The 20,986-nt window shown below is 38.9% G+C and carries 21 protein-coding genes; 18 read left to right on the forward strand and 3 right to left on the reverse strand.

The window, feature by feature from the left end; all coding sequences use genetic code 11:
• Positions 1-47: 47 nt before the first annotated feature.
• The 3 genes from porQ to SanaruYs_RS12535 are packed head-to-tail and all read left to right on the forward strand — an operon-like array spanning position 48 to position 3,531.
• Positions 48-1,064 (forward strand): type IX secretion system protein PorQ, encoded by a 1,017-nt coding sequence (porQ, locus tag SanaruYs_RS12525; protein WP_127122901.1) that lies wholly within the window; start codon positions 48-50, stop codon positions 1,062-1,064.
• Positions 1,061-2,452: an ATP-dependent protease ATPase subunit HslU gene (gene hslU, locus SanaruYs_RS12530; RefSeq protein WP_127122902.1), complete on the forward strand. Its 1,392-nt coding sequence runs from the start codon at positions 1,061-1,063 to the stop codon at positions 2,450-2,452. The genes porQ and hslU overlap by 4 nt, the downstream gene beginning before the upstream one ends.
• On the forward strand, positions 2,452-3,531 hold the full coding sequence (locus SanaruYs_RS12535) for a DUF4421 family protein (RefSeq protein WP_127122903.1): 1,080 nt from the start codon (positions 2,452-2,454) through the stop codon (positions 3,529-3,531). Before hslU ends, SanaruYs_RS12535 begins: the two co-directional genes overlap by 1 nt.
• A gap of 163 nt (positions 3,532-3,694) precedes the next feature.
• Here SanaruYs_RS12535 and SanaruYs_RS12540 read toward each other — a convergent pair whose 3' ends face one another.
• Complete coding sequence (locus SanaruYs_RS12540; RefSeq protein ID WP_127122904.1) at positions 3,695-4,186, reverse strand: SixA phosphatase family protein; 492 nt, start codon at positions 4,184-4,186, stop codon at positions 3,695-3,697.
• A 27-nt stretch (positions 4,187-4,213) separates the two neighbouring features.
• On the opposite strand from SanaruYs_RS12540, the gene SanaruYs_RS12545 reads away from it, so the two are divergent.
• The 5 genes from SanaruYs_RS12545 to SanaruYs_RS12565 all read left to right on the forward strand — a co-directional run bounded on the left by SanaruYs_RS12545 (position 4,214) and on the right by SanaruYs_RS12565 (position 10,129).
• Positions 4,214-5,170 (forward strand): lysophospholipid acyltransferase family protein, encoded by a 957-nt coding sequence (locus SanaruYs_RS12545; RefSeq protein ID WP_127122905.1) that lies wholly within the window; start codon positions 4,214-4,216, stop codon positions 5,168-5,170.
• 94 nt (positions 5,171-5,264) lie between these two features.
• The gene (locus tag SanaruYs_RS12550) at positions 5,265-8,717 is read left to right on the forward strand and encodes a sensor histidine kinase (RefSeq protein ID WP_127122906.1); all 3,453 of its coding nucleotides are present in this window, start codon (positions 5,265-5,267) and stop codon (positions 8,715-8,717) included.
• Positions 8,707-9,228: a DinB family protein gene (locus SanaruYs_RS12555; RefSeq protein ID WP_127122907.1), complete on the forward strand. Its 522-nt coding sequence runs from the start codon at positions 8,707-8,709 to the stop codon at positions 9,226-9,228. The genes SanaruYs_RS12550 and SanaruYs_RS12555 overlap by 11 nt, the downstream gene beginning before the upstream one ends.
• Before the next feature lie 65 nt (positions 9,229-9,293).
• Positions 9,294-9,755, forward strand: coding sequence for a GyrI-like domain-containing protein (locus SanaruYs_RS12560; protein WP_127122908.1), 462 nt, complete (start codon positions 9,294-9,296; stop codon positions 9,753-9,755).
• Positions 9,755-10,129 carry a DUF1801 domain-containing protein gene (locus SanaruYs_RS12565; protein WP_127122909.1) on the forward strand — a complete coding sequence of 125 codons (375 nt, stop codon included), beginning with the start codon at positions 9,755-9,757 and terminating at the stop codon, positions 10,127-10,129. Before SanaruYs_RS12560 ends, SanaruYs_RS12565 begins: the two co-directional genes overlap by 1 nt.
• Before the next feature lie 4 nt (positions 10,130-10,133).
• On the opposite strand, the gene SanaruYs_RS12570 is transcribed toward SanaruYs_RS12565, so the two are convergent.
• Complete coding sequence (locus SanaruYs_RS12570; protein ID WP_127122910.1) at positions 10,134-10,625, reverse strand: hypothetical protein; 492 nt, start codon at positions 10,623-10,625, stop codon at positions 10,134-10,136.
• A gap of 165 nt (positions 10,626-10,790) precedes the next feature.
• Between SanaruYs_RS12570 and SanaruYs_RS12575 the strand changes: the two genes are divergently transcribed.
• From SanaruYs_RS12575 to SanaruYs_RS12620, 10 genes are all read left to right on the forward strand, one after another.
• On the forward strand, positions 10,791-12,095 hold the full coding sequence (locus tag SanaruYs_RS12575; protein ID WP_160118656.1) for an LPP20 family lipoprotein: 1,305 nt from the start codon (positions 10,791-10,793) through the stop codon (positions 12,093-12,095).
• A gap of 100 nt (positions 12,096-12,195) precedes the next feature.
• A complete protein-coding gene (locus SanaruYs_RS12580; RefSeq protein WP_160118657.1) occupies positions 12,196-12,765 on the forward strand; it encodes an LPP20 family lipoprotein in 570 nt (189 codons plus the stop codon).
• Positions 12,766-12,938: 173 nt separating this feature from the next.
• Positions 12,939-13,343 carry a DUF3052 family protein gene (locus SanaruYs_RS12585; RefSeq protein WP_127122913.1) on the forward strand — a complete coding sequence of 135 codons (405 nt, stop codon included), beginning with the start codon at positions 12,939-12,941 and terminating at the stop codon, positions 13,341-13,343.
• 55 nt (positions 13,344-13,398) lie between these two features.
• Positions 13,399-14,376 (forward strand): deoxyhypusine synthase family protein, encoded by a 978-nt coding sequence (locus SanaruYs_RS12590; protein ID WP_127122914.1) that lies wholly within the window; start codon positions 13,399-13,401, stop codon positions 14,374-14,376.
• An 81-nt stretch (positions 14,377-14,457) separates the two neighbouring features.
• Positions 14,458-16,245: an arginine--tRNA ligase gene (gene argS, locus SanaruYs_RS12595; protein ID WP_127122915.1), complete on the forward strand. Its 1,788-nt coding sequence runs from the start codon at positions 14,458-14,460 to the stop codon at positions 16,243-16,245.
• A 27-nt stretch (positions 16,246-16,272) separates the two neighbouring features.
• Positions 16,273-17,043, forward strand: a complete 771-nt coding sequence (locus SanaruYs_RS12600) for a DUF6090 family protein (RefSeq protein ID WP_127122916.1) — start codon at positions 16,273-16,275, stop codon at positions 17,041-17,043.
• Positions 17,044-17,082: 39 nt separating this feature from the next.
• Positions 17,083-17,571, forward strand: a complete 489-nt coding sequence (locus SanaruYs_RS12605) for a glutathione peroxidase (RefSeq protein ID WP_127122917.1) — start codon at positions 17,083-17,085, stop codon at positions 17,569-17,571.
• Between the two features lies 1 nt (position 17,572).
• Complete coding sequence (locus SanaruYs_RS12610) at positions 17,573-18,088, forward strand: glutathione peroxidase (protein WP_127122918.1); 516 nt, start codon at positions 17,573-17,575, stop codon at positions 18,086-18,088.
• 6 nt (positions 18,089-18,094) lie between these two features.
• Positions 18,095-18,559 (forward strand): 3-oxoacyl-ACP synthase, encoded by a 465-nt coding sequence (locus SanaruYs_RS12615; protein ID WP_246011907.1) that lies wholly within the window; start codon positions 18,095-18,097, stop codon positions 18,557-18,559.
• A gap of 241 nt (positions 18,560-18,800) precedes the next feature.
• A complete protein-coding gene (locus SanaruYs_RS12620) occupies positions 18,801-19,691 on the forward strand; it encodes a 1,4-dihydroxy-2-naphthoate polyprenyltransferase (RefSeq protein WP_127122919.1) in 891 nt (296 codons plus the stop codon).
• Here SanaruYs_RS12620 and SanaruYs_RS12625 read toward each other — a convergent pair.
• On the reverse strand, positions 19,680-20,945 hold the full coding sequence (locus tag SanaruYs_RS12625) for an RNA polymerase sigma factor (protein WP_160118658.1): 1,266 nt from the start codon (positions 20,943-20,945) through the stop codon (positions 19,680-19,682). The genes SanaruYs_RS12620 and SanaruYs_RS12625 overlap by 12 nt on opposite strands.
• Positions 20,946-20,986: the final 41 nt, after the last annotated feature.

Here is a 20,986-nt window from a genome sequence, read left to right on the forward strand (position 1 = left end):
TTGTTGTGTATTATTCTTTAAAACGGCATTTTTACCACAACAATAAGATGAAAGGTGGTTTTGTACAGATATTTAAGAAACAGGCAATAGGCATTGCCTGTTTCTTCTTTTTTACTGGCTGGGTACAAGGTCAGAGTGCTTATACTTTTTTAAATACCCCTTCTTCAGCAAGGTTAGCTGCTTTAGGGGGTGTTAATGTTTCTTTGGCCGACAGGGATGTTAACCTTTTCAGTGCAAACCCTTCTTTGGTTGGTGATACCCTTAACGGTTTTGTCTCCGCTAATTATCAATTTTATTTGGCAGACATAGGCCAAGCAAATTTTACGTACCAACATAAATTCAAAAAAGCAGGGAGCTTTAATTTTGGTGTTCAGCATTTTTCCTATGGAACTATCAATAGCTATGATCCTGCTGGCTTGCCTGTGGGCACTTTCAATTCCGGAGAAACAGCTTTGATGCTGGGTAAATATTTTTCCGCAAATGTATTCCGGTTTGGCGCAACGTTCAAAACTGTATTCTCAAATCTTGCTGGTTTTCGGTCAACAGCTTTGGTACTCGATTTGGGAGGTCTCTTTGTGCATCCTGAACAGAATTTGACGATAGGCTTAGCCATTAAAAATATAGGTTTTAGTCTTACAGAATATACAGAAAGCGGTAACACACAGTTGCCTTTTGATGTACAGGTAGGTACGACTTTTAAACCGGAACACATGCCTTTCCGCTTTTCAATTACAGCTTTTGATTTAACTGACTATGATGCTTTTGAAAACCAGGAAGATAGCCCGTCTCCGGTTGATAAAGTTATGCGGCATTTGAATGTAGGAACAGAATTATTATTGAGTAAAAACGTTAATATTCTATTGGCCTACAACTTTCGCAGAAGACAAGAGTTAAAGCTAGAAGAGATTGGTGGTGGGGCAGGCCTATCCCTTGGCCTTTCATTTCAGATTAAAACCATTGAGTTGGTGCTGAGTCGTGTAGGTTATGGGCCTAGGCAAGCCAGCTACGGCTTTACACTGAATAGTGATTTAAAAAAGATTATTCGTAAACGCGAAAAGATATGATAGAAAGTAATTATTTAACACCTCAGCAAATTGTGGCTGAACTAGATAAGTACATTGTAGGTCAGCATGAAGCTAAGCGCAATGTTGCTATTGCCTTGCGTAACCGTTGGAGGCGCATGCATGTAAAAGGAGATATGCGCAACGAGATTATCCCCAATAACATTTTAATGATTGGTGCTACCGGTGTAGGTAAAACAGAAATTGCCCGAAGATTGGCGAAAATTGCTGATGCACCTTTCGTTAAGGTAGAAGCTTCTAAGTTTACAGAAGTTGGTTATGTGGGGCGCGATGTAGAAAGCATGGTGCGTGATTTGGTAGAGCAATCTGTAAACATGGTGAAAGCTAAGAAAAAGGAGGAGGTAAAGGAAAAGGCCAATCAAGCTGTTGAAGAAATAATTCTTGATGCCCTGATACCTCCTTTGAAATCACAATCTGTACGACCTACTGGGTTCACAAATGGTGATGATGCACCACCAACCACTGATGCAGAATTAAATGAGCGTACCCGCAATCTCTTCCGCGACAAAATCAGGAACGGTGAAATGGAAGAGCGTAAGATTGAAATCAGCATGAAGGGCAGTAGTGGTTCTAATGTTGGTATGATTGGTGCAGGTATGATGGATGAAGCATCTATGATGAACCTTCAGGAAATGCTAAGCGGCATGATGCCTAAGAAAAGTAAGAAGAGAAAAGTGACTGTAGCAGAAGCCAGACGAATACTGCTTGAAGAGGAGGTGTCAAAGTTAATTGACATGGATGAAGTAAAGGAAGAAGCAATACGCAGAGCAGAAGATGCAGGTATTATTTTTATTGATGAGATTGATAAGATTGCCACTTCACAGGGCAAAGGTGGTGGTCCTGATGTAAGCAGAGAAGGTGTACAGCGTGATTTATTGCCGATTGTTGAGGGCACTACAGTAAATACGAAACACGGTGTCATCAATACAGATCATGTACTTTTTGTAGCAGCTGGTGCTTTCCACGTGTCTAAGCCTTCGGATTTAATTCCGGAATTACAAGGCAGATTCCCAATTCGTGTTGAGCTAACTAACCTGACAAAAGAAGATTTCATTCACATCTTAAAAGATCCACGCAACGCCCTCACTAAGCAATACCAGGCATTATTTGAAGCAGAGGGTGTGCGCATTGATTTTGGTGACGATGCCGTGGAAGAGATTGCCAGCACAGCTTTTGCTATTAATGCAGAAGTAGAAAATATTGGAGCAAGACGTTTGCATACTGTAATGAGCCGTTTGTTGAATGAGTTTTTATTTGATGTCCCAGATAAAATTGGAGCCAATGCTCATATAGTGGTGAATGCACAAATGGTAAAAGACAGATTAAATTCACTGGTTAAAAACCGCGATCTTAGCGAATACATACTTTAATGAAATTTCTCCTGCCCCTATTTTTATTCAGTAGTTTATTGCTTCAGGCGCAAACCGATGTTGATATTACTGTAGGGCTTGACGAAGACAGTTTAGGAAGGAGAAAGAGACAATTACATGATTCTATTCGTAGTAAATTTGTTCGTTCATATCCCGATCATTTTTTTATCTGGCCTGTAATTAAGCAGCGATCGTTACAGGTAGAAGCAAGAAGTTTAGTTGACAATAATAGGTTGGTTACATTCAAGCCGAATAACTCAGTCAGTATGGGAGTAGGCTTTTACCTTTTTGAAGTCGCTTTCGAATTAACAAAGGCGGTGCCCATCAATGAACAGAGTATCACACGCTTTGGAAAAACAGATGCATCAGATTTTCAACTCAATGCTTTGGGTAAGTATTGGGGTTTTGATATTTACCGACAGAAGTACGAAGGTTTTTACCTTGAAGATTCCTTTACTCCGCTTTTGCGCGACCAGCCCTTTCCCCAGCGCGCAGATATTGCTACTAGGAATTTTGGTGCTGCTGGCATTTATACCTTTAATCGCGATAAATTTTCGTTTCGCTCTTCGTATAATTATGCAGAGCATCAATTGTATAGTAGAGGATCGTGGTTTGTTACGGGCACAATAAACTCCTTCCGCATGGATGGCGATTCTGTTATTCTCTCAATAGATAATCGGGAACGTTTCAGTGCAAACCCAGATTTTATTTCATTGCGTTATACAACCTTAGGTGTTGCACCAGGGTACTCTCATAATTTTGTATATAAAAACTTTTTTCTGAATCTTACATTTGGTATTGGGCCAGCGCATAACTGGACGTATTTGAAAAGAGATGATGGAAGGGAGAGATACAATGTATCTATTAATAGTATATCGGTCTTGCGAATAGGCTTAGGTTATAATAATGATAGATTTTTTGCAGGTATGGGTTTTGTAAACCAATCCAGAAATTTAAAAATCGAAGACATGCGTGTATCTAATTCAACAGGTTTTTTTAAACTCGTTGCCGGTTGGCGGTTTAAGGAGTTTGGCATTCTAAAAAAACGGGCAGTAGATTTTATTCCGTTTAAAATTTAATAATTCGTTAATTCGTTGATGTGATGATTCGTTGATTGATGTGATGATTTCCGAATTTGAAATTAACTCATCTCAATACAAAGCGGTTGAATATTTTTTCATATTGCAAGCAGCTCGTAGCTTTTCACTCGTAGCTAGAAGCTTAAACAGAAGAAAGCAGATACTAACTCTTCTTTGGATAATCATAAAACAACAAAGTCTCCTTTTTCATTTCCAACTCTCTCCACGATTTAATATTTAATTTAAAAGCAGCTATACCACAAGTAGGCACATTATCGATAGCTAATTCGGTAAGGGCGTCTATTAACTCAGTCAAGCCAGGGTTGTGCCCTACCAGCATAACTACATTAACTTTATCATTCACTTGCTTCAGTACATCAAGTATTTTTTCTGGTGAAGCGTGATAAAGTTCAGGAAGCGTTTTGATTTTATGATCATCGCAATTAAGCACTTTGGCTATTTCTTTAGCCGTTGATATGGCGCGTACCGCAGTGCTGGTTAATAGAAGGTCCAGCACCACCCTCTTTTCTTTTAGACGTTTACCCATATTTGGGGCATCACGTTTACCACGCTCATTGAGTGGTCTGAAGAAGTCATCCAACAGGGGATTATCCCAGCTGGATTTAGCGTGCCGTACTAGGTACAATGTTTTCATAGCTCAAATTACAAAAAATATAAGGCTGTGGTTGAGCAAAAACAAGCTTGTATATTTGTACCAATGTCAGGTATTAAGAATTTCATTCGTCCCATCCGTTATGCCTTGGTTTATTGGCTGGTACGTTTTTTAATAGCAATCTCCAATGCTCTACCCCGAAAAATCTGGTTGAAAGTGTGTGGTGCTTTGGGCTGGGTGGCCTACCATGTTGCCAGTCAGACCAGAAAATTAATGCATACACATATTCGTATTGCTTTTCCCGAGCTGAAAGATGAGGAGGTAAAAACACTGGCAAAAAGAAATTTTGTTATGCTAGGTAAAAATACTGGTGAAATATTGAGAGCAACCAGTATACGAACCTTGGAGGACATGGAGAAATTTTTGGTCATCCACGATTACGAAAATTTTGAAGCAGCTAAGGCACAAAATAGAGGTGTAATTTTCCTGACTTGCCATATTGGAGCTTTTGATTTGCAGGTAACGTATATGTCACTAAAAGGCATGAGGCCACTGATTATCGGTACGCCATTGAAAGATCAGCGATTAAATGATTTGCTGTGGAAGCAACGCAATGCTCACGGTGCTATTGCTGTAGAACGCGGTAAGGAAATGTTTCGTTTGTTAAAGGAATTAAAGTCAGGTGGGTCCCTTGCTATACTCATCGATCAGGATACAAAAGTGAAAAGTCGTTTCGTTAACTTCTTTGGACGACCTGCCGCCACTCCGGTAGGTGCAGCCACATTTGCAATAAAAACAGGGGCTGTAATAGTACCTACTTTTATTCATCTAGGTGAGGATGGCATGCAACACATGCGGTTTATGCCAGCCATTGAAACAACTATTTCTGGTGATGAGGAAACTGACTTGATAGAAAACACGCAACGATACACAGATTTCATAGAAGAACAAGTACGTAAACATCCCGAACAATGGGTATGGATGCACGAGCGATGGAAAACCCAGCCGGGGCAGGAGATAAGATAGTTAGTATATTCAGTAACCATCTATCAAATCATTTTGCATATCACTTTATTAAGCATTAGCTTTAATCTTTACTCAGTAAAACCATTTTTTTGAGATGAAGCTTCTGATGCTCCGCTTACTAATCTCTTATATATTCTTCTCTGTTGTAAATGTATTTTTTCATCAGCCTTTATCTGCACAGAATATAAAATTGAAACACCTTTCATTAGAAGAGGGGCTTTCTCAATTAAGGGTTAACTGCATCTTTCAGGATAAACAAGGGCTCATGTGGTTCGGCACAGAAGACGGACTAAATTATTATGACGGCTATACTTTCAGATCTTATCGCCACGATCCGCAGGATTCTACGAGTCTCTCTAGTAATGTCGTCCTCTCCATTCTCGAAGATAAAAAGGGTCGCTTTTGGATAGGTACACGTTATGGTGGACTTAATCTTTTTAATCCAGGAACGGAAACTTTCAAAGCCTACAGGCACGATGTAGAGAATCCTAATTCGCTTTCAAGCAACATGATTAATGCTTTGTGGGAAGATAGCAACGGTATGCTATTGGTTGGGGCTGACTATGGTGGGCTTAATATTTTCAACCCTGAAACAGAAACTTTTGAACAATACACTTTTGATCCACAAAACCCCAATTCCATATCAAACGAAAGAGTTTTGTCTATCTATGAAGATAGCAAGAGTAGAATTTGGGTTGGCACTTATGGTGGGCTAAACATTTTTGATCCTAAAAAGAAAACCTTCAAACGCTTTCAGCATGATTTAAGCAATTCAACTTCATTATCTAATGATTGGATTTACAATGTACGTGAAGACGCTCATAAAAGAATATGGGTCGCAACGTACAATGGTCTTAACATGTTTGATAATGTTACACAAACATTTAAGCGCTTTGCCAATGAGGGATTAACCGGCAGTAATTGGTTCAACTGTATCTATGTTAATAGGGATGGCAAATTGTGGTTAGGCACTAATTCTACGGGACTTAGAATCTTTGATCCGTCAAACACAAAATTTAAAACATTCCTGAATGATCCGAATGATCTGAAAACCCTGTCAAGCAATTGGATACAGGCTATCTGTGAAGATAGAAGCGGTCGTGTATGGATAGGCACTCAAAATGGTATTGATATTTACGATTCACAGGAGAGTCAGTTTACCATTTATAGAAACGATCCTTCAGATATAAACTCCCTGTCTAGCAATATTGTATTATCGGTTTATCAAGATAAGCTTGATAGAATTTGGGTAGGCACATGGGATGGTTTAAATCTGTTCGATAGGGACGCTGGGAAATTTAAGCGTTATGCAATTAATGCGCAGAGTGCATTTGCAGCGGAAAGTAACTGCATTTTTGCTATCTATCAGGATACTAAGAATCAATTATGGATTGGCACTAATGAAGGAGGACTTTATCAATTTAATCCAACCACAAATACATTTTCACATTATAAACATATTCCTGGTGATACTTCTTCCTTATCCGTAAATCTTATTTCTTCTTTTTTTGAAGATAATCCGAAAAAATTATGGGTGGGTACCTATAGTGGTGGTATTAGTATTTTTGATCAACAAACAAAAAAATTTATTCATTATCAGCACGATTCGCAAAATGAATCGTCACTTTCGCACAATGTAGTTAGAACTATTTATCCAGATCGAAACGGACGACTATGGATCGGCACACAAGGTGGTGGTCTTAACTTGTTTGATCCCAGCACAAAATCATTTAAGCACTTTGAGCACAACGCTTCCGACACAACATCTTTATCTAGCAATACTGTTCGTTCAATATACGAAGACAGTCATGGAAGATTATGGATTGGGACAGCCAATGGTTTAAATCTTTTTGACAGGAAGACACAAAAATGTAAAGTGATAAATGAGAAGCATGGTTTGCCTAATAATGCAATCGTTTCAATTCAAGAAGATGAATCCGGACGACTATGGTTGTTTACTCGTAGAGGCCTATCCAGATTTACACCAGCCAGTGATGAGCAAATTCAAAAAGGCAATTGGGGGAGTTTTCGAAATTATGATCAAACAGATGGATTGCCTGGCACAGAGCTGGATGTGAGTTTTAAAGGCAAAGACGGCACAATTTATTTTGGGGGCACAAATGGTTTTGCTGTTTTTCACCCAGATGCAATGCAAGACAATAATTATGCACCACCTATTATTTTGAGTGGCTTTGAGATATTTAATAAACGCGTGCTTCCGGGTAAAGAAGTTAATGGTTTTATAATGCCATTGTCTATTTCGCAAACAGAAAAACTTACGCTATCTCACAACGAATCAGTTTTTACAATAGAGTTTGCTGCGCTTTCCTACTTCCAGGCAGAAAAAAATGAATACGTTTATAAGCTAGATGGATTCGATAAGGATTGGAATTATACAGATGCCAAACGAAGGTTTGCAACATACACTAATTTAGATCCAGGTACTTATGTTTTTCGTGTTAAGGCATCAAACAATGATGGTGTGTGGAATAATGATGGACGCACCTTAACCATTACAATAACTCCACCGTGGTGGGAAACTTGGTGGTTTAAATTGCTCGTCTTTATTTCAGTTTTGGGTGTGGCTGCCTTAGTTTATTTTATTCGAACAGAAAGTATCAGACGAACCAATAAAGCATTAGCCATAATTGTTGAACAAAAAACAAAGGAACTCAAAAGAGCTAATCTTACTTTAGCTGAACAAGGAGAGGAGTTAGCAACCCAGAATGAAAGATTAAAACAGAGCAAGGAAGAAATAGCAGCTCAGCGTGACCTCGTGTCTCAGCAAAACATTATACTGTCAACACAGCGCGAAGAGTTGGCATCACAAAATCAAGAGTTAAACAATTTGAATATAGAAAAGAATAACCTTATAGGCATAGTGGCGCATGATTTAAAAACGCCACTCAACCAAATAAAGGGTTTAATTTCTTTAATAAAAGAACCGCCTTCGTTAACACATGAAGAAAATGCCGAATATATCAGAATGATTAACGACAGTGCTAAGCGACTCACATCAATGATTGACAAGATTTTGAATGTTGAGGCCATTGAAGCGAAACAGCATAACCTGAATCTTGAGACAGTGAATTTTGTTGAGTTGGTACGCACAGTTATTAATCGAACAACCTTGGATGCAAGACTGAAGCAAATCGAATTTAAGGCATCCATGCCTAGTGATGTTTTTATTTATGTTGATAAGTCCTATGCCGATCAGATAATCGAAAACTTATTATCCAATGCAATTAAGTTCTCACCCAACAATAAAAATATTTATGTGAAGTTGAACGCTGATGGAGATGTTGCGATTTGTGAAATAAGAGATGAAGGGCCTGGTCTTCATGAGAGCGATAAGGATAAGTTGTTTAAGAAGTACCAAAAGCTTAGTGCAACACCTACAGGCAACGAGTCCTCTACTGGTTTAGGATTATCTATTGTGAAAAAATTTGTAGATGTAATGGATGGGAAAATATGGTGCGAAAGTGAGATAGGCAAAGGAGCGAGTTTTTTCGTACAGTTTAATCTAATAAAGAACCATGGAGTTTGATTTAAAAAAATCGTTGGAGATTCTGGATAAAACACCAACGGTTTTGGAGGCAATGCTCCAGGGACTCTCCGATGAATGGATTTTCAACAATGAAGGAGATGAAACCTGGAGTCCGTATGATGTAATCGGTCATTTGATTCATGGAGAAAAAACGGACTGGATTCCACGGTTGGAAATAATATTGGCGCAACAAGGAGGAAGTAAGTTTGATCCTTTCGATCGTTTTGCTCAATTCAAAAACAGTGAAGGCAAGACTTTACACCAATTACTGGAAGAATTTAAAATCCTGCGTAAACACAATTTAGAGATTGTAAGAAATAAGAAATTGACAAATTTGCAGTATACGCTTAAGGGAATGCATCCTTCACTGGAAGAGGTAACTTTAGCACAGCTTCTGGCCACGTGGGTTGTGCACGACTTGAATCATATAGCGCAGGTAGCGCGAGTAATGGCCAAACAATACAAGCATGAAGTAGGCCCATGGTTTGAGTACCTTGGCATATTAAAATAGAAGTCCGAAAATCTACTGACATAGGGTTGACAAAGCCTTGCCTTTCTTTGCGTTAAAAGAATTGTATGGAAAAAGAAACAATCGAGGGTTTTACCATAGTAGGCCTGGCAGTAAGAACAACGAATGAAAATGGTCAGGCAGCCCAAGACATACCAGCACTATGGAACAAGTTCATGTCTGAAAATATCTTGGCACAAATTTCGGATAAAGCAGATCAACAGATTTATTGTATGTATACAGAATACGAAGACGATTTCAGAAAGCCGTATACAACCATTTTAGGTTGTAAAGTCGCGAACAATCCCATCACAGTTCCTGAAGGTTTGGTGGCGAAATTTGTTCCAACTAATAACTACACTAAAATCGTGGCTACAGCAAATTTACAAGAAGGTGCTGTTTACAAAGCTTGGACAGACATCTGGAATTCTAATTTAAACAGAGCCTATCAGGCTGACTTTGAAGTCTACGGTTCGGCTGCCCAAGATCCTAACAACGCATCGGTCGATATTTTTATCTCAGTTAATTAATGAAAGATCAGCTCAGTAATTATTATTTGGATAAAGACGAGCCTGTTAAAAGTTGTTTGATGGCTTTGCGTGAAATTATTCTTGCGCAAGGCAGCGAAATTGAAAACACGCTGAAATATGGAATGCCATTTTTTACCTATAAAGGGAAGATGTTTTGTTACTTATGGATTCATAAGCAACATAACCTTCCCTATATTGGCTTTGTAGAAGGTAATAGACTGAAACACCCTGATTTGCTTAAAGAAAAGCGAGCGCGAATGAAAGTACTGTTGATAAACCCTGAAGAAGATTTACCTATTAAGAAAATTAAATTGCTTTTGAAAGAAGCACTTGAGCTCTATAAATCCGGAAAAATTAAGATCAAGACCAAATAAGGGTTTACTTACAGACAGCTATCCCCAGGCGTGCATTCATATTACTGCTAACTGCCGTACCAATGTTTGATCCCGCCAGGATCACATCACGTCCCGCCCCTGCTTCTGCTAAATGAATTTTAATAGATGCTGATAATTGCACCAGTTCAGTATATGTAACAGCAGACTCATCGGCCAATTGTTTTAAGATAGTTTCACTCTTGCCAGTCTTGGCGTCAACAGGTGTCAGCAGCGCTGCAATGGCCGCATCAGCTTCTCCTAAATCGCCCATATGAAGATGAACAGGATGCTGAACATCACCCTCCGTACCATCAAGCACTATACTAACTAGTGTGCTACCATCTGTTTTTTCTTTTAAGGTGAGTAACCCGGAAATAGTATAAGCAGACCCTGCCTGTAAGTTATAAACAACCTCATTTCCGGTGAAAACCTCTTCCTGAATTGTTTTCTCCTCACAAGCCACTATTAGTAGCAGGATTAATCCCCAGCGTCTCATAATCAACTATTTTTGTTAAAGTTAAGTTTTTTGATGTATCGGTTTTACCTTTATTAACGTAATTGGCATGAGAAATGGTATAACCCCTAAAAATCAGCTTTTGTGAAATATTTATACTCCCTCTTGATCCTATTTGTGTGCCTTGCCTGTGGTTCTAGTAAAAATGTGAGCCAAGCTCCTCCAAAACCTGCCTGGTTAAGCACAAAACCCTACCAGGATGGCTACTACACAGGTATTGGGCATAGTAATAAAGATGGTTCCAATAATTATATCCAATCAGCAAAAAAAAGTGCTCTTGATGATCTGGTTTCTGAAATTAAGGTGCAGGTTTCCAGTACTTCAGTTCTAAGTCAGCTAGATGTAAACAAAGAATTTTCAGAGCGTTACGAACAGATTATACAAACCACTGCAGCTGATGAAATTGAAGAATTTGAAACTGTGGACGCTTGGGAGGATGAAACCAATTACTGGATTTATTACCGGTTGTCAATTTCACGTTATCGTCAGATAAAAGAGGAACAAAAGCGTAACGCTACACTGCTGGCAACCGATTATTTTAAAAAAGGCATCGAATCCGAAAAGAATAATGAACGTCTTCAGGCAATTGGTTTCTATTTTCAGTCGTTGCGCACAGTGGAAAAGTATTTGGCTGAACCTATTCGCGCTAATGTTGATGGTCGTGATATTTTATTGGTCAATGAGGCTTATGCCAAAATTCAAACCTTGTTAGATAAGTTTGAAGTGAAGGTAAATCCGGCTTCGTTGAGTATCAACAGGAGAGTAGCACAAGATGCGCAATCGGTAATAGCCAGTGTTACTAATAAAGATTTAAACTCACCGGCTAAAGATGTTCCACTTAGTGCAGTTTTTCAAAAAGGAGCAGGTATTGTTTTCCCTGATTACAAAGTAGATGCGGCAGGAGAGGCTAAAATTTTGATTAATAAAATAGATTCGCGTGATCTTGAACAAACAGTAAATATAAAGATCAACATTGATGCTTTAAGCGGTAGTGCCAACTCAAAAGTGTATTCTCTTATTGCCAAAACCTTTAAAGTACCATCAGCACAGATTGTGCTAGAAGTTCAGCGACCATTGGTATATATGATTTCTGAGGAAAAAAGCTTGGGTTCAAATAAGAATAACTATCAGATCACCAACAAGCTAAAAAATATGCTTGGCAATGAAGGCTTTGAATTTATGAACGATCGTCCCAAGGCTGATTTGCTTTTGGAGATTTCGTCTGATTCAGAAAAAGGCTCAGTAAATGGTAGTATCCACATTACCTATTTAACCAGTGTCATTAAGGTGTACTCGGCAAGAGAGAATAAAGTAATCTATACAACAACCCTCGACCGTATTAAAGGTTATGGCCTTGACTTTGAGCGATCAAGTCAGGATGCCTATAACCGCGGGCTTGAAACCCTTGAAAAAGAAAAATTTAATGAGCTACTAAGCACCATTTTACAGTAAAAATTAAAGAAAATTAGCATAGTCTATAAAAGGCAGCAAATAGTCAGCTAAATTGGTATCAGAATTGCAAAGACCATTATAACCAAAACAAACGATGAATATGAAAAAGTTAACCTACTCCCTACTTGTACTGGCCGCGGCCGTTTTTGCGGTTGGTTGTAAAGGCAAAAAAGAAGCAGCCCAACCAAAAGGTGAAACAGAAGTGGTAGTGCCATGCTCAGGTTCAGAATACTTTACAACTGCTAAAGTTTTCCGTGCTAACTCAATCGGTGAAAGCTCAGATCAGGTAGCTTCTAAAAAGAAAGCCTTATCTAATGCACGTGCAGAATTAGCAGCTAGTATTTCTACTACCGTTAAAGCTGTAACTGACAACTACCTAAACTCACGAGAAATGAACAACCGCGAGGAAGTTGAAGAACGTTATGAGCAGTTAAACAGAGAAGTTGTTGAGCAACAGTTAACCGGTGTTCGTACAATCTGCGAAAAATTAATGCGCACCGAACAAGGTACTTACAAGACCTACATGGCACTTGAGCTTTCCGCTGCTGATTTAGTGTCTGCTTACAACGAAAAACTTTCTAAAGACGAACGTCTTAAAATCGATTACGATTACGAGAAGTTCAAAGAAACTTTCGATAAGGAAATGGATAAAATGGGTAAGGGTAACTAATCATCCTGTTCATTGTAAAACAGAAGCCTCTGCTTAGCAGGGGCTTTTTGCATTTAAAAAAGAATTGATTCGTTAATGTGTTGATTTGATAATTCGTTGTTGATTGATATTTGATAAAGAATAGCATAAATTAGAAAAACAATAAGCTCCTTATTGCTGTAACTTTATCAACTATGGCAGGCTATTCATCAACTCCATTAGTAAAAAAACTGGGTTTGAAAATGGGGCACTCTATTTACGTCAACAAAGCCCCAACAGCATATTTTGAATGGCTCGCGCCCCTACCAGACGAAATCGCTGTCAAAACTAAATTGTCTGGTCAGCTGGATTTTATACACCTTTTCGTTACCCATCAAAAAGATTTTAAAGAGTCATTTTTAAAAGCCAAAATTCATCTAAAACCTGATGCTATGTTGTGGATTTCCTGGCCTAAAAAAGCCAGTAAGGAGCCAACAGACTTAGACGAGAATGTAATCAGGGATTTTGGTCTTCAAAACGGCCTTGTAGATGTAAAAGTCTGTGCGGTTAGTGAAGTCTGGTCGGGGCTTAAGTTTGTTTTCCGATTGAAAGATCGGTAAGGAAATACCTGCTAATTGCGTATTTTCGCACCTTAATTAAGAAAAAATACGTGCCATGAGCCAGAACAGACCGATTTCTTCATTCATTGAAAAAAACTACCTGCATTTTAATGCTGCAGCTTTGGTTGATGCTGCCAAAGGATATAAAAAACACATTGCCGAAGGCAAAAAAATGATGGTGACTTTAGCGGGTGCGATGAGTACCGCGGAGTTGGGCATCAGCTTTGCCGAAATGATTCGCCAGGATAAAGTGCATATCATTTCTTGTACCGGAGCCAATCTGGAAGAAGACATTATGAACCTGGTAGCACACAGCCACTACAAGCGTATCCCGAATTATCGCGATCTTACCCCAGAACAAGAGTGGGAATTATTAGGCAACCACCTGAACCGTGTTACGGATACTTGTATTCCCGAAGAAGAAGCTTTCAGAAGATTACAATCACATTTGTTTAAGGTTTGGAAAGATGCTGAAGATAAAGGTGAACGTTTGTTTCCGCACGAATTCATGTTCCGCATGATTAACAGCGGTGATTTAAAACAGTATTATGAAATCGATCCTAAGAATTCATGGATGATTGCCGCAGCAGAAAGAAACATGCCAATGGTTGTACCCGGCTGGGAGGACTCAACCATGGGTAACATATTTGCTTCTTATGTACTTACCGGTGAGTTGAAAGCTTCTACCATGAAGTCTGGTATTGAATACATGGTGTGGTTGGCCGATTGGTATACAACCAATGCTGGTAAAGATGGTATTGGTTTCTTCCAGATTGGTGGTGGTATCGCAGGTGACTTCCCTATTTGTGTTGTGCCAATGTTGCATCAGGATCTTGAGCGTGATGGTGTTCCTTTCTGGAGCTACTTCTGCCAGATCAGTGATAGTACAACAAGCTACGGTTCATATTCTGGTGCTGTACCAAACGAAAAAATAACCTGGGGTAAACTTAGCATTGAAACACCAAAGTATATCGTAGAGAGTGATGCAACCATTGTAGCTCCGCTTATGTTTGCTTATATCCTGGATATGTAATTGTTGTTGGTTGTTCGTTGCTAGTTATCTGTTTCAAGATTTCCAACAACGAACAACCATCAACCAACAACGATTTATTAAATGAATTTAGATTCCATCCTTCGCACCGAAATCCAACAAGCTATTCAGGCTGTTTTTGGTGCAGACACAGATCAGTTTCAGGTACAACCTACCAATGCAGAGTTTGAAGGTTCGCATACGCTGGTTTGTTTTCCTTTAACAAAAATCTCAAAGAAAAACCCTGAGGAAACAGCTAAAATTGTTGGTGAATACTTAATAGCCAATAGCCAATTAGTTGCTGCTTACAATGTAGTAAAGGGCTTCTTAAACCTCAGCTTAAAAGACAGCGTGTGGGTGGAGGTATTCACTTCTCTGTTTTCGCAAGCTAATTTGGGGCAGCTACCTAAGAATGGTCAGGAGATCATGATAGAGTATTCATCACCGAATACAAATAAGCCTTTGCACTTAGGCCACTTACGTAACAACTTCTTAGGTTGGAGCGTAGCTGAGATTTATAAAGCCTGTGGGTATAAAGTTCATAAGGTTCAAATTATTAACGACCGCGGTATACACATTTGTAAATCAATGGCTGCCTGGAAACTATATGGGAATGGCGAAACACCCAAGAGTTCAGGTATTAAAGGTGATCATCTGGTAGGTAAGTATTATGTTGAATTTAACAAAGTACTTACTGAGCAGGTAAAAGAATTGGAAGCCAAAGGCATTCCTAAAGAAGAAGCAGAAAAGCAAGCTCCCATTATGAAGGTAGCCATTGATATGCTGCGCAAATGGGAGTACCGTGATGATGAGACATTGCAGCTTTGGAAAATGATGAACAGCTGGGTGTACGAAGGCTTTGATACAACCTACAAAAAAATGGGTGTTGACTTCGATAAACTGTATTACGAGTCAAATACATTTTTGCTTGGCAAAGAACAAGTGCTTACCGGATTAGAGAATGGTGTGTTCTTTAAAAAGGAAGATGGATCCATATGGGTTGACCTGACAGGCGATGGTCTGGATCAGAAAGTGCTTTTGCGTTCTGATGGTACCTCCGTGTATATGACGCAAGATATTGGCACAGCCATTCTTCGTTTTCATGATTATCCAAATATCAACGGTCAGGTGTATACTGTTGGTAACGAGCAAGAATATCATTTTAAAGTATTGTTCCTGATTTTACAAAAGCTTGGCTACGATTGGGCTAAACGTTGTTACCATTTGTCGTACGGTATGGTTGATTTACCCACCGGAAAGATGAAGTCGAGAGAAGGAACAGTAGTAGATGCTGATGACTTGATAGACGAAATGGTGGCTGAAGCCAGAAAGCAAACCTTAGAGCTAGGTAAAACCGAAGGCATGGACGATGAAGAATCCGGAACCTTATTTAACATGATTGGTTTGGGTGCTCTAAAGTTCTTCTTATTAAAAGTTGATCCAAAGAAGAAGATGCTCTTCGATCCCAATGAATCGATACAGCTGCAAGGTTTTACAGGTCCTTTCATTCAATATACGCATGCGCGTATCAAAGCCATTCTTCGCAAAGCGGACAGTTTAGCGATTAAGACAGATGCAGAAACGCTTAAAAGCATAACCTCCTTAGAAACCAGCGAGAAAGCATTAGTACAATTGGTTTCAGGTTTTGAGAGTAAACTTAAGGAAGCCGCTAAGGACTATTCACCGGCTGTAATTGCCAACTATGTATATGAATTAGCTAAAACCTATAATCAGTTTTATCAGGCTATTCCCATTTTTACAGAGAACGATAATGCAAAACTGCAGTTTCGTATCGCGCTTTCTAAAACGGTTGCAAACCTGATAAAGCGAAGCATGAAAATACTTGGCATTGATGTGCCTGAAAGAATGTAAGAGATTATTTGTATCTTCAAGTTATCTATGAGAGACCAGAACCAAAATCAGAACCAGAAAAAGAGTGGCAATGAAGCCAGGCCAACTAACCCCAAGCAAGGTGGTGGTAATGGCAATAAACGTTTTAGGCATAACAAGCCACCCCGTAATTTTTGGAAAAGCTTGCTCACCAACAAAGGCTTCGATCTATTAGTGTTAGTAATAGGCATAACCATAGCCTTTGCTATCAACAATTGGATGACTGCTAAGGATGAATTGGCAGAAGAGAATTTCTATATCAATAATCTGGCGGTTGACGTAGACAAAGATATAGCGCGACTTACAGCAAGTCTTGCCGGACTAAAAGAGGATTATGAAGTTCTAATCCCATATGTAGAAAAATTCGGGAAGGAGGCGGTTGTGGGTGACTCTTTAGCATCTGTAGTAGTGGCTATTCTTTCAATAGATACTTTTGAAGGCGATAACCATACCTATCTTTCCATGATAAGCACAACCAAATTACCAGTTATTACCGATCCGGAGGTTCGAATAAAACTCGCTGAGTATTATCACTTCTACAAAACCATAGAACGTTTTGAAGATGTTTACAGCAACTCTTTACTCGACATGAACAATTACTTCAGCCCTTCTATCAATTATACTTTACGCAGCGTAATCAATCGTTCGGTATTGTCATCAGTTCAGACTAAAAACAACTTACTGCTGGCCACTTCTCATTTAGAAGACGGTATTGAACGTTATCAGGAAGCATTGGTTCTTGCTCAGGATTTGAGAAAAAGTTTAGTGCCCATTCATTGAACAATTATAGGAGGGAACCTGTTTTAAAGAAAAACTAATATGAAATCCTTCCTTTTGTTTCTTATGGCATTTTCACTTACAGCTGGTAGCGTCTATGATTTTAAGCTGCAATCAATTGATGGAAAAGAAATTGATTTTGCGGCCTATAAAGGCAAAAATCTGTTGATTGTTAACGTTGCTTCTAAATGTGGTTACACACCACAATACGAAGATCTTCAAGAGCTACACGAAAAATATGGAGATAAGATTACCATCCTCGGTTTTCCAGCAAATAATTTTGGTGGACAAGAACCGGGAACAAATTTGCAGATAGCAGATTTCTGCAAAGCCAATTATGGCGTTACTTTTCAAATGTTTGAGAAAATATCTGTGAAAGGTGGAGATCAACATCCACTCTATAAATTTCTTGAAGAGAAAACAGGTAAACAACCTTCCTGGAATTTCTGTAAATACTTAGTGAAGGCTGATGGTACTGTTAAGTTTTATGCTTCTGGTGTAAATCCAATAGAAATTGTAGCGGATTTGTAAGATGGGGATTGTTTCATTTTTAGCAGGGAAGTTATCGCGGGCTAAAAGCATCGGCAAACCAAAGAATTCAATTTTTGAATATTCGTTCACCACACTTTCAGGCAAGGAAGTAAAGTTGTCAGACTTCAAAGATGATAACTTGTTAATTGTGAATACCGCTTCCAAATGTGGCTTCACCTATCAATATGAAGAGTTGCAACGCCTCCACGAACAGTATGGAAACAAAGTGAAGGTGTTAGGCTTCCCAGCTAATAACTTTTTATGGCAGGAACCAGGTAACAATAACGATATAGCAGAATTTTGTCAGGTAAACTATGGTGTAAGTTTCCCAATGGCACAAAAGGTGTCAGTAAAGGGTAAAGCTAAACACCCTATCTTTCAATGGCTCACAGGCATGACTGGCAAGGAACCATCCTGGAATTTTTGTAAATATTTAGTGAAGAAGAATGGTGAAGTGATTTTCTATCCTTCAAAAGTTAGTCCGTTGGATGCCAGTATTGTCTCTAAACTAGATTAGATTTTTTTGAGCAAAGCACTTCTTCTAATTAAACAACAATTACAATTGCATTGTATCGCTTACGCGAATACAAGAATAGAAACAGCGCGTACTGCCATGGAAACGGCACAGGCAGCGGCCAATGAAGAGGAGAAGAGTAGTGCGGGCGATAAATATGAAACAACCCGCGCTATGATGCAGATAGAACGCGATAAGGCAGCCGGACAATTAGAAGAAGGGTTGAAGCTAAAACGTGTTGCCGGAAGTATTATACCACAGATTAATAATTCGCAAATTGGACTTGGTAGTTTGGTAATGACAAATACTGTCCATTTTTATATTGGAATCAGTGCTGGTAAAGTGGAGATTGGAAATCAATCTTTTTTGACGGTTTCAGCACAGGCACCTATTGCGCTTACCTTACTAAAATTAAAGCAAGGAGATAGTTTTATGTTTAATAAGCTGAAACTGAGTATAAGCGAGATAGCTTAAGAAAAATAAGGTGCTTCACTTAAATCATCAGCCAAAATTAAATAAACACAGGCGGATCCGTCAGAACGCTGAATATTAAAGTAAATAACGGTCAGACGGATATTAAGTAAGCAATCCAATCTATACTAAAAATTTAAAAGATTATCTTGCAACTAATTCAAAACGCAAATTGAAATGATTGGCATATCTGTTCACACAAACTTGATATTCCATCTGGCCATAAATACTAAATTACAAAGAGATGAAAGCCTGGTTACACGCCTTCCGATTAAGAACACTTCCTTTAGCGATATCCTGCATTGGAATGGGAAGTTTTTTGGCAGCCGCAGAGGGCTTCTTTCGACTTGATATTTTTCTACTGGCAGTACTCACTACTATTTTTCTTCAGATTTTATCTAATCTGGCCAACGATTATGGTGATGCCGTAAGTGGCATAGATAGTGAAGAACGCAAAGGTCCTAAACGTGCAGTACAAAGTGGTGCCATTAGTAAGGCGCAAATGCGCAAAGCGATGGTAATATTTGTGATACTCTCCTTAGTAAGTGGTATTACCTTGTTGTTGGTGGCTTTTGGTTTGAATTGGTCTGCTCTTTTATTCTTTTTCGGTCTTGGGTTGCTCAGCATAGTAGCCGCTATTGCATATACTGTTGGTAAGCGTCCTTATGGTTATGTGGGATTAGGCGATATCGCTGTGTTATTGTTCTTCGGTATTGTGGGTGTTGGTGGTTCTTACTACTTATTTACCCAAACCATAAACTGGATGGTATTACTGCCCGCCTTTAGCTGCGGATTGCTTTCAATCGGAGTATTGAATATTAATAATATCAGAGACATTGAATCAGATCAAAAAGCTGGTAAATTCTCTATACCTGTTCGCATTGGTAAACAAAGTGCAGCTATCTATCATATAGCCCTTAGCCTTGTTGGCGTGTTAAGCGCAGTAGTCTTTGTGTTACTCAACTATGTTGCGGTATGGCAATTGCTATTTTTGCTCACAACACCGTTTCTATATTCCATTAATATAGCAGTGCTGAATAAACCTTCCGATCAACTTGATCCCTATTTAAAGAAAATGGCAATTAGCACTTTACTTTTTGTACTGCTGTTTGGAATTGGATTACTAGTATCCTAGTGATACTATCTTTTTTAAAATAAAATTTTTCTCCGCTTTTGTATGCGCCAGCTCACTGGCTTTTAACAAACTCTCTTCAGCTTCTTTTTTTTGATTTAGCTTTGATAACCATTCACCTTTTGTTGTGTAGAAGAAATGGTTTCTGCTAAACAGGCCACTGGCTTCAAGCCTGAGTAATTCATCTAATCCTTGTGCATATCCATAACATTCAGCTTTTACAATAGTATGTTGAAATTCAAGCAGGGGTAAAGGTTTTAATTTCAACAGTGACTTATACAGCTCATCAATTTGTTTCCAGTTGGTTAGTTCGTAGCTCGGGGCAACTGAATATTCGTAAGCAATAGCTGCTTCTAAATGATATGCGGTTATCGATTCTCCTGAAGAGGCTAGCTTTAAAAAATAATGACCCTGTACAATCAGTGCATGATTCCACTTTGTTCGATCCTGATCTTTTAATGCTAAGAGCGACCCATTTTCATCGATGCGCTGATACAAGCGTGCAGCATGGAAACACATTAGCGCCAGCAAGGCTTTGGTGGCCGTTGTGTCAGTACTTGTATTGTAACGTAATAAATTTCCGAGCCGTAATGCTTCTTCCACCAAATCATCCCTGATAATACCAGCAACATGAGTGGCATGATAACCTTCATTAAAAAGAAGATAGATTGCAGTGAGCACACTCTCTAAACGTTCGGGGAGTTCTTTTTCAACAGGTAAATCAAAAGTAATTTTCTCCTCCCTGAATTTTTCACGTCCTCTGAAAAGTCTTTTACTTATAGTTTCCTCACTAGTCAAAAAGGCCGAGGCAATTTCAGCAATACTAAAACCACAAAGTGTTTTAAGAATTAAGGCAACCTGTGTTTCTTCAGCAAGCAAAGGGTGGCAGCAAACAAACATCATACGAAGTTGCTCATCTTCTATGTTACCATCTTTTACTATCTCCTGAAGTGTTGCTGCCGCTGTGTACTCCGACTTAAGCAGTGGTGTAAGTTGCGCTGCAAAAGCCTGCTGATGTTTTTGTCTGCGGATGAGATCAAGAGCTTTGTTGCGCGCTACTGTAAATAGCCAGGCAGATGGATTATCAGGAATGCCTTTTAATTTCCAGGTCTCCAGTGCTTTCAATAAAGTATCCTGCACTACATCTTCTACTAATGCTAAATTATGTGTGCCAAAAGTTTTAGTGAGTGAAGCAATAAGTTTACCGTATTCACGCCTGAATAAATGATTGAGGTTGGTATGAATAGAGCTTTCCAATTCAGTGATTAAGTATCAAATTTTGAAATGAATCTATGCAT

Origin of the sequence: Chryseotalea sanaruensis, assembly GCF_003990915.1 — a bacterium.
Lineage (GTDB): Bacteria > Bacteroidota > Bacteroidia > Cytophagales > Cyclobacteriaceae > Chryseotalea > Chryseotalea sanaruensis.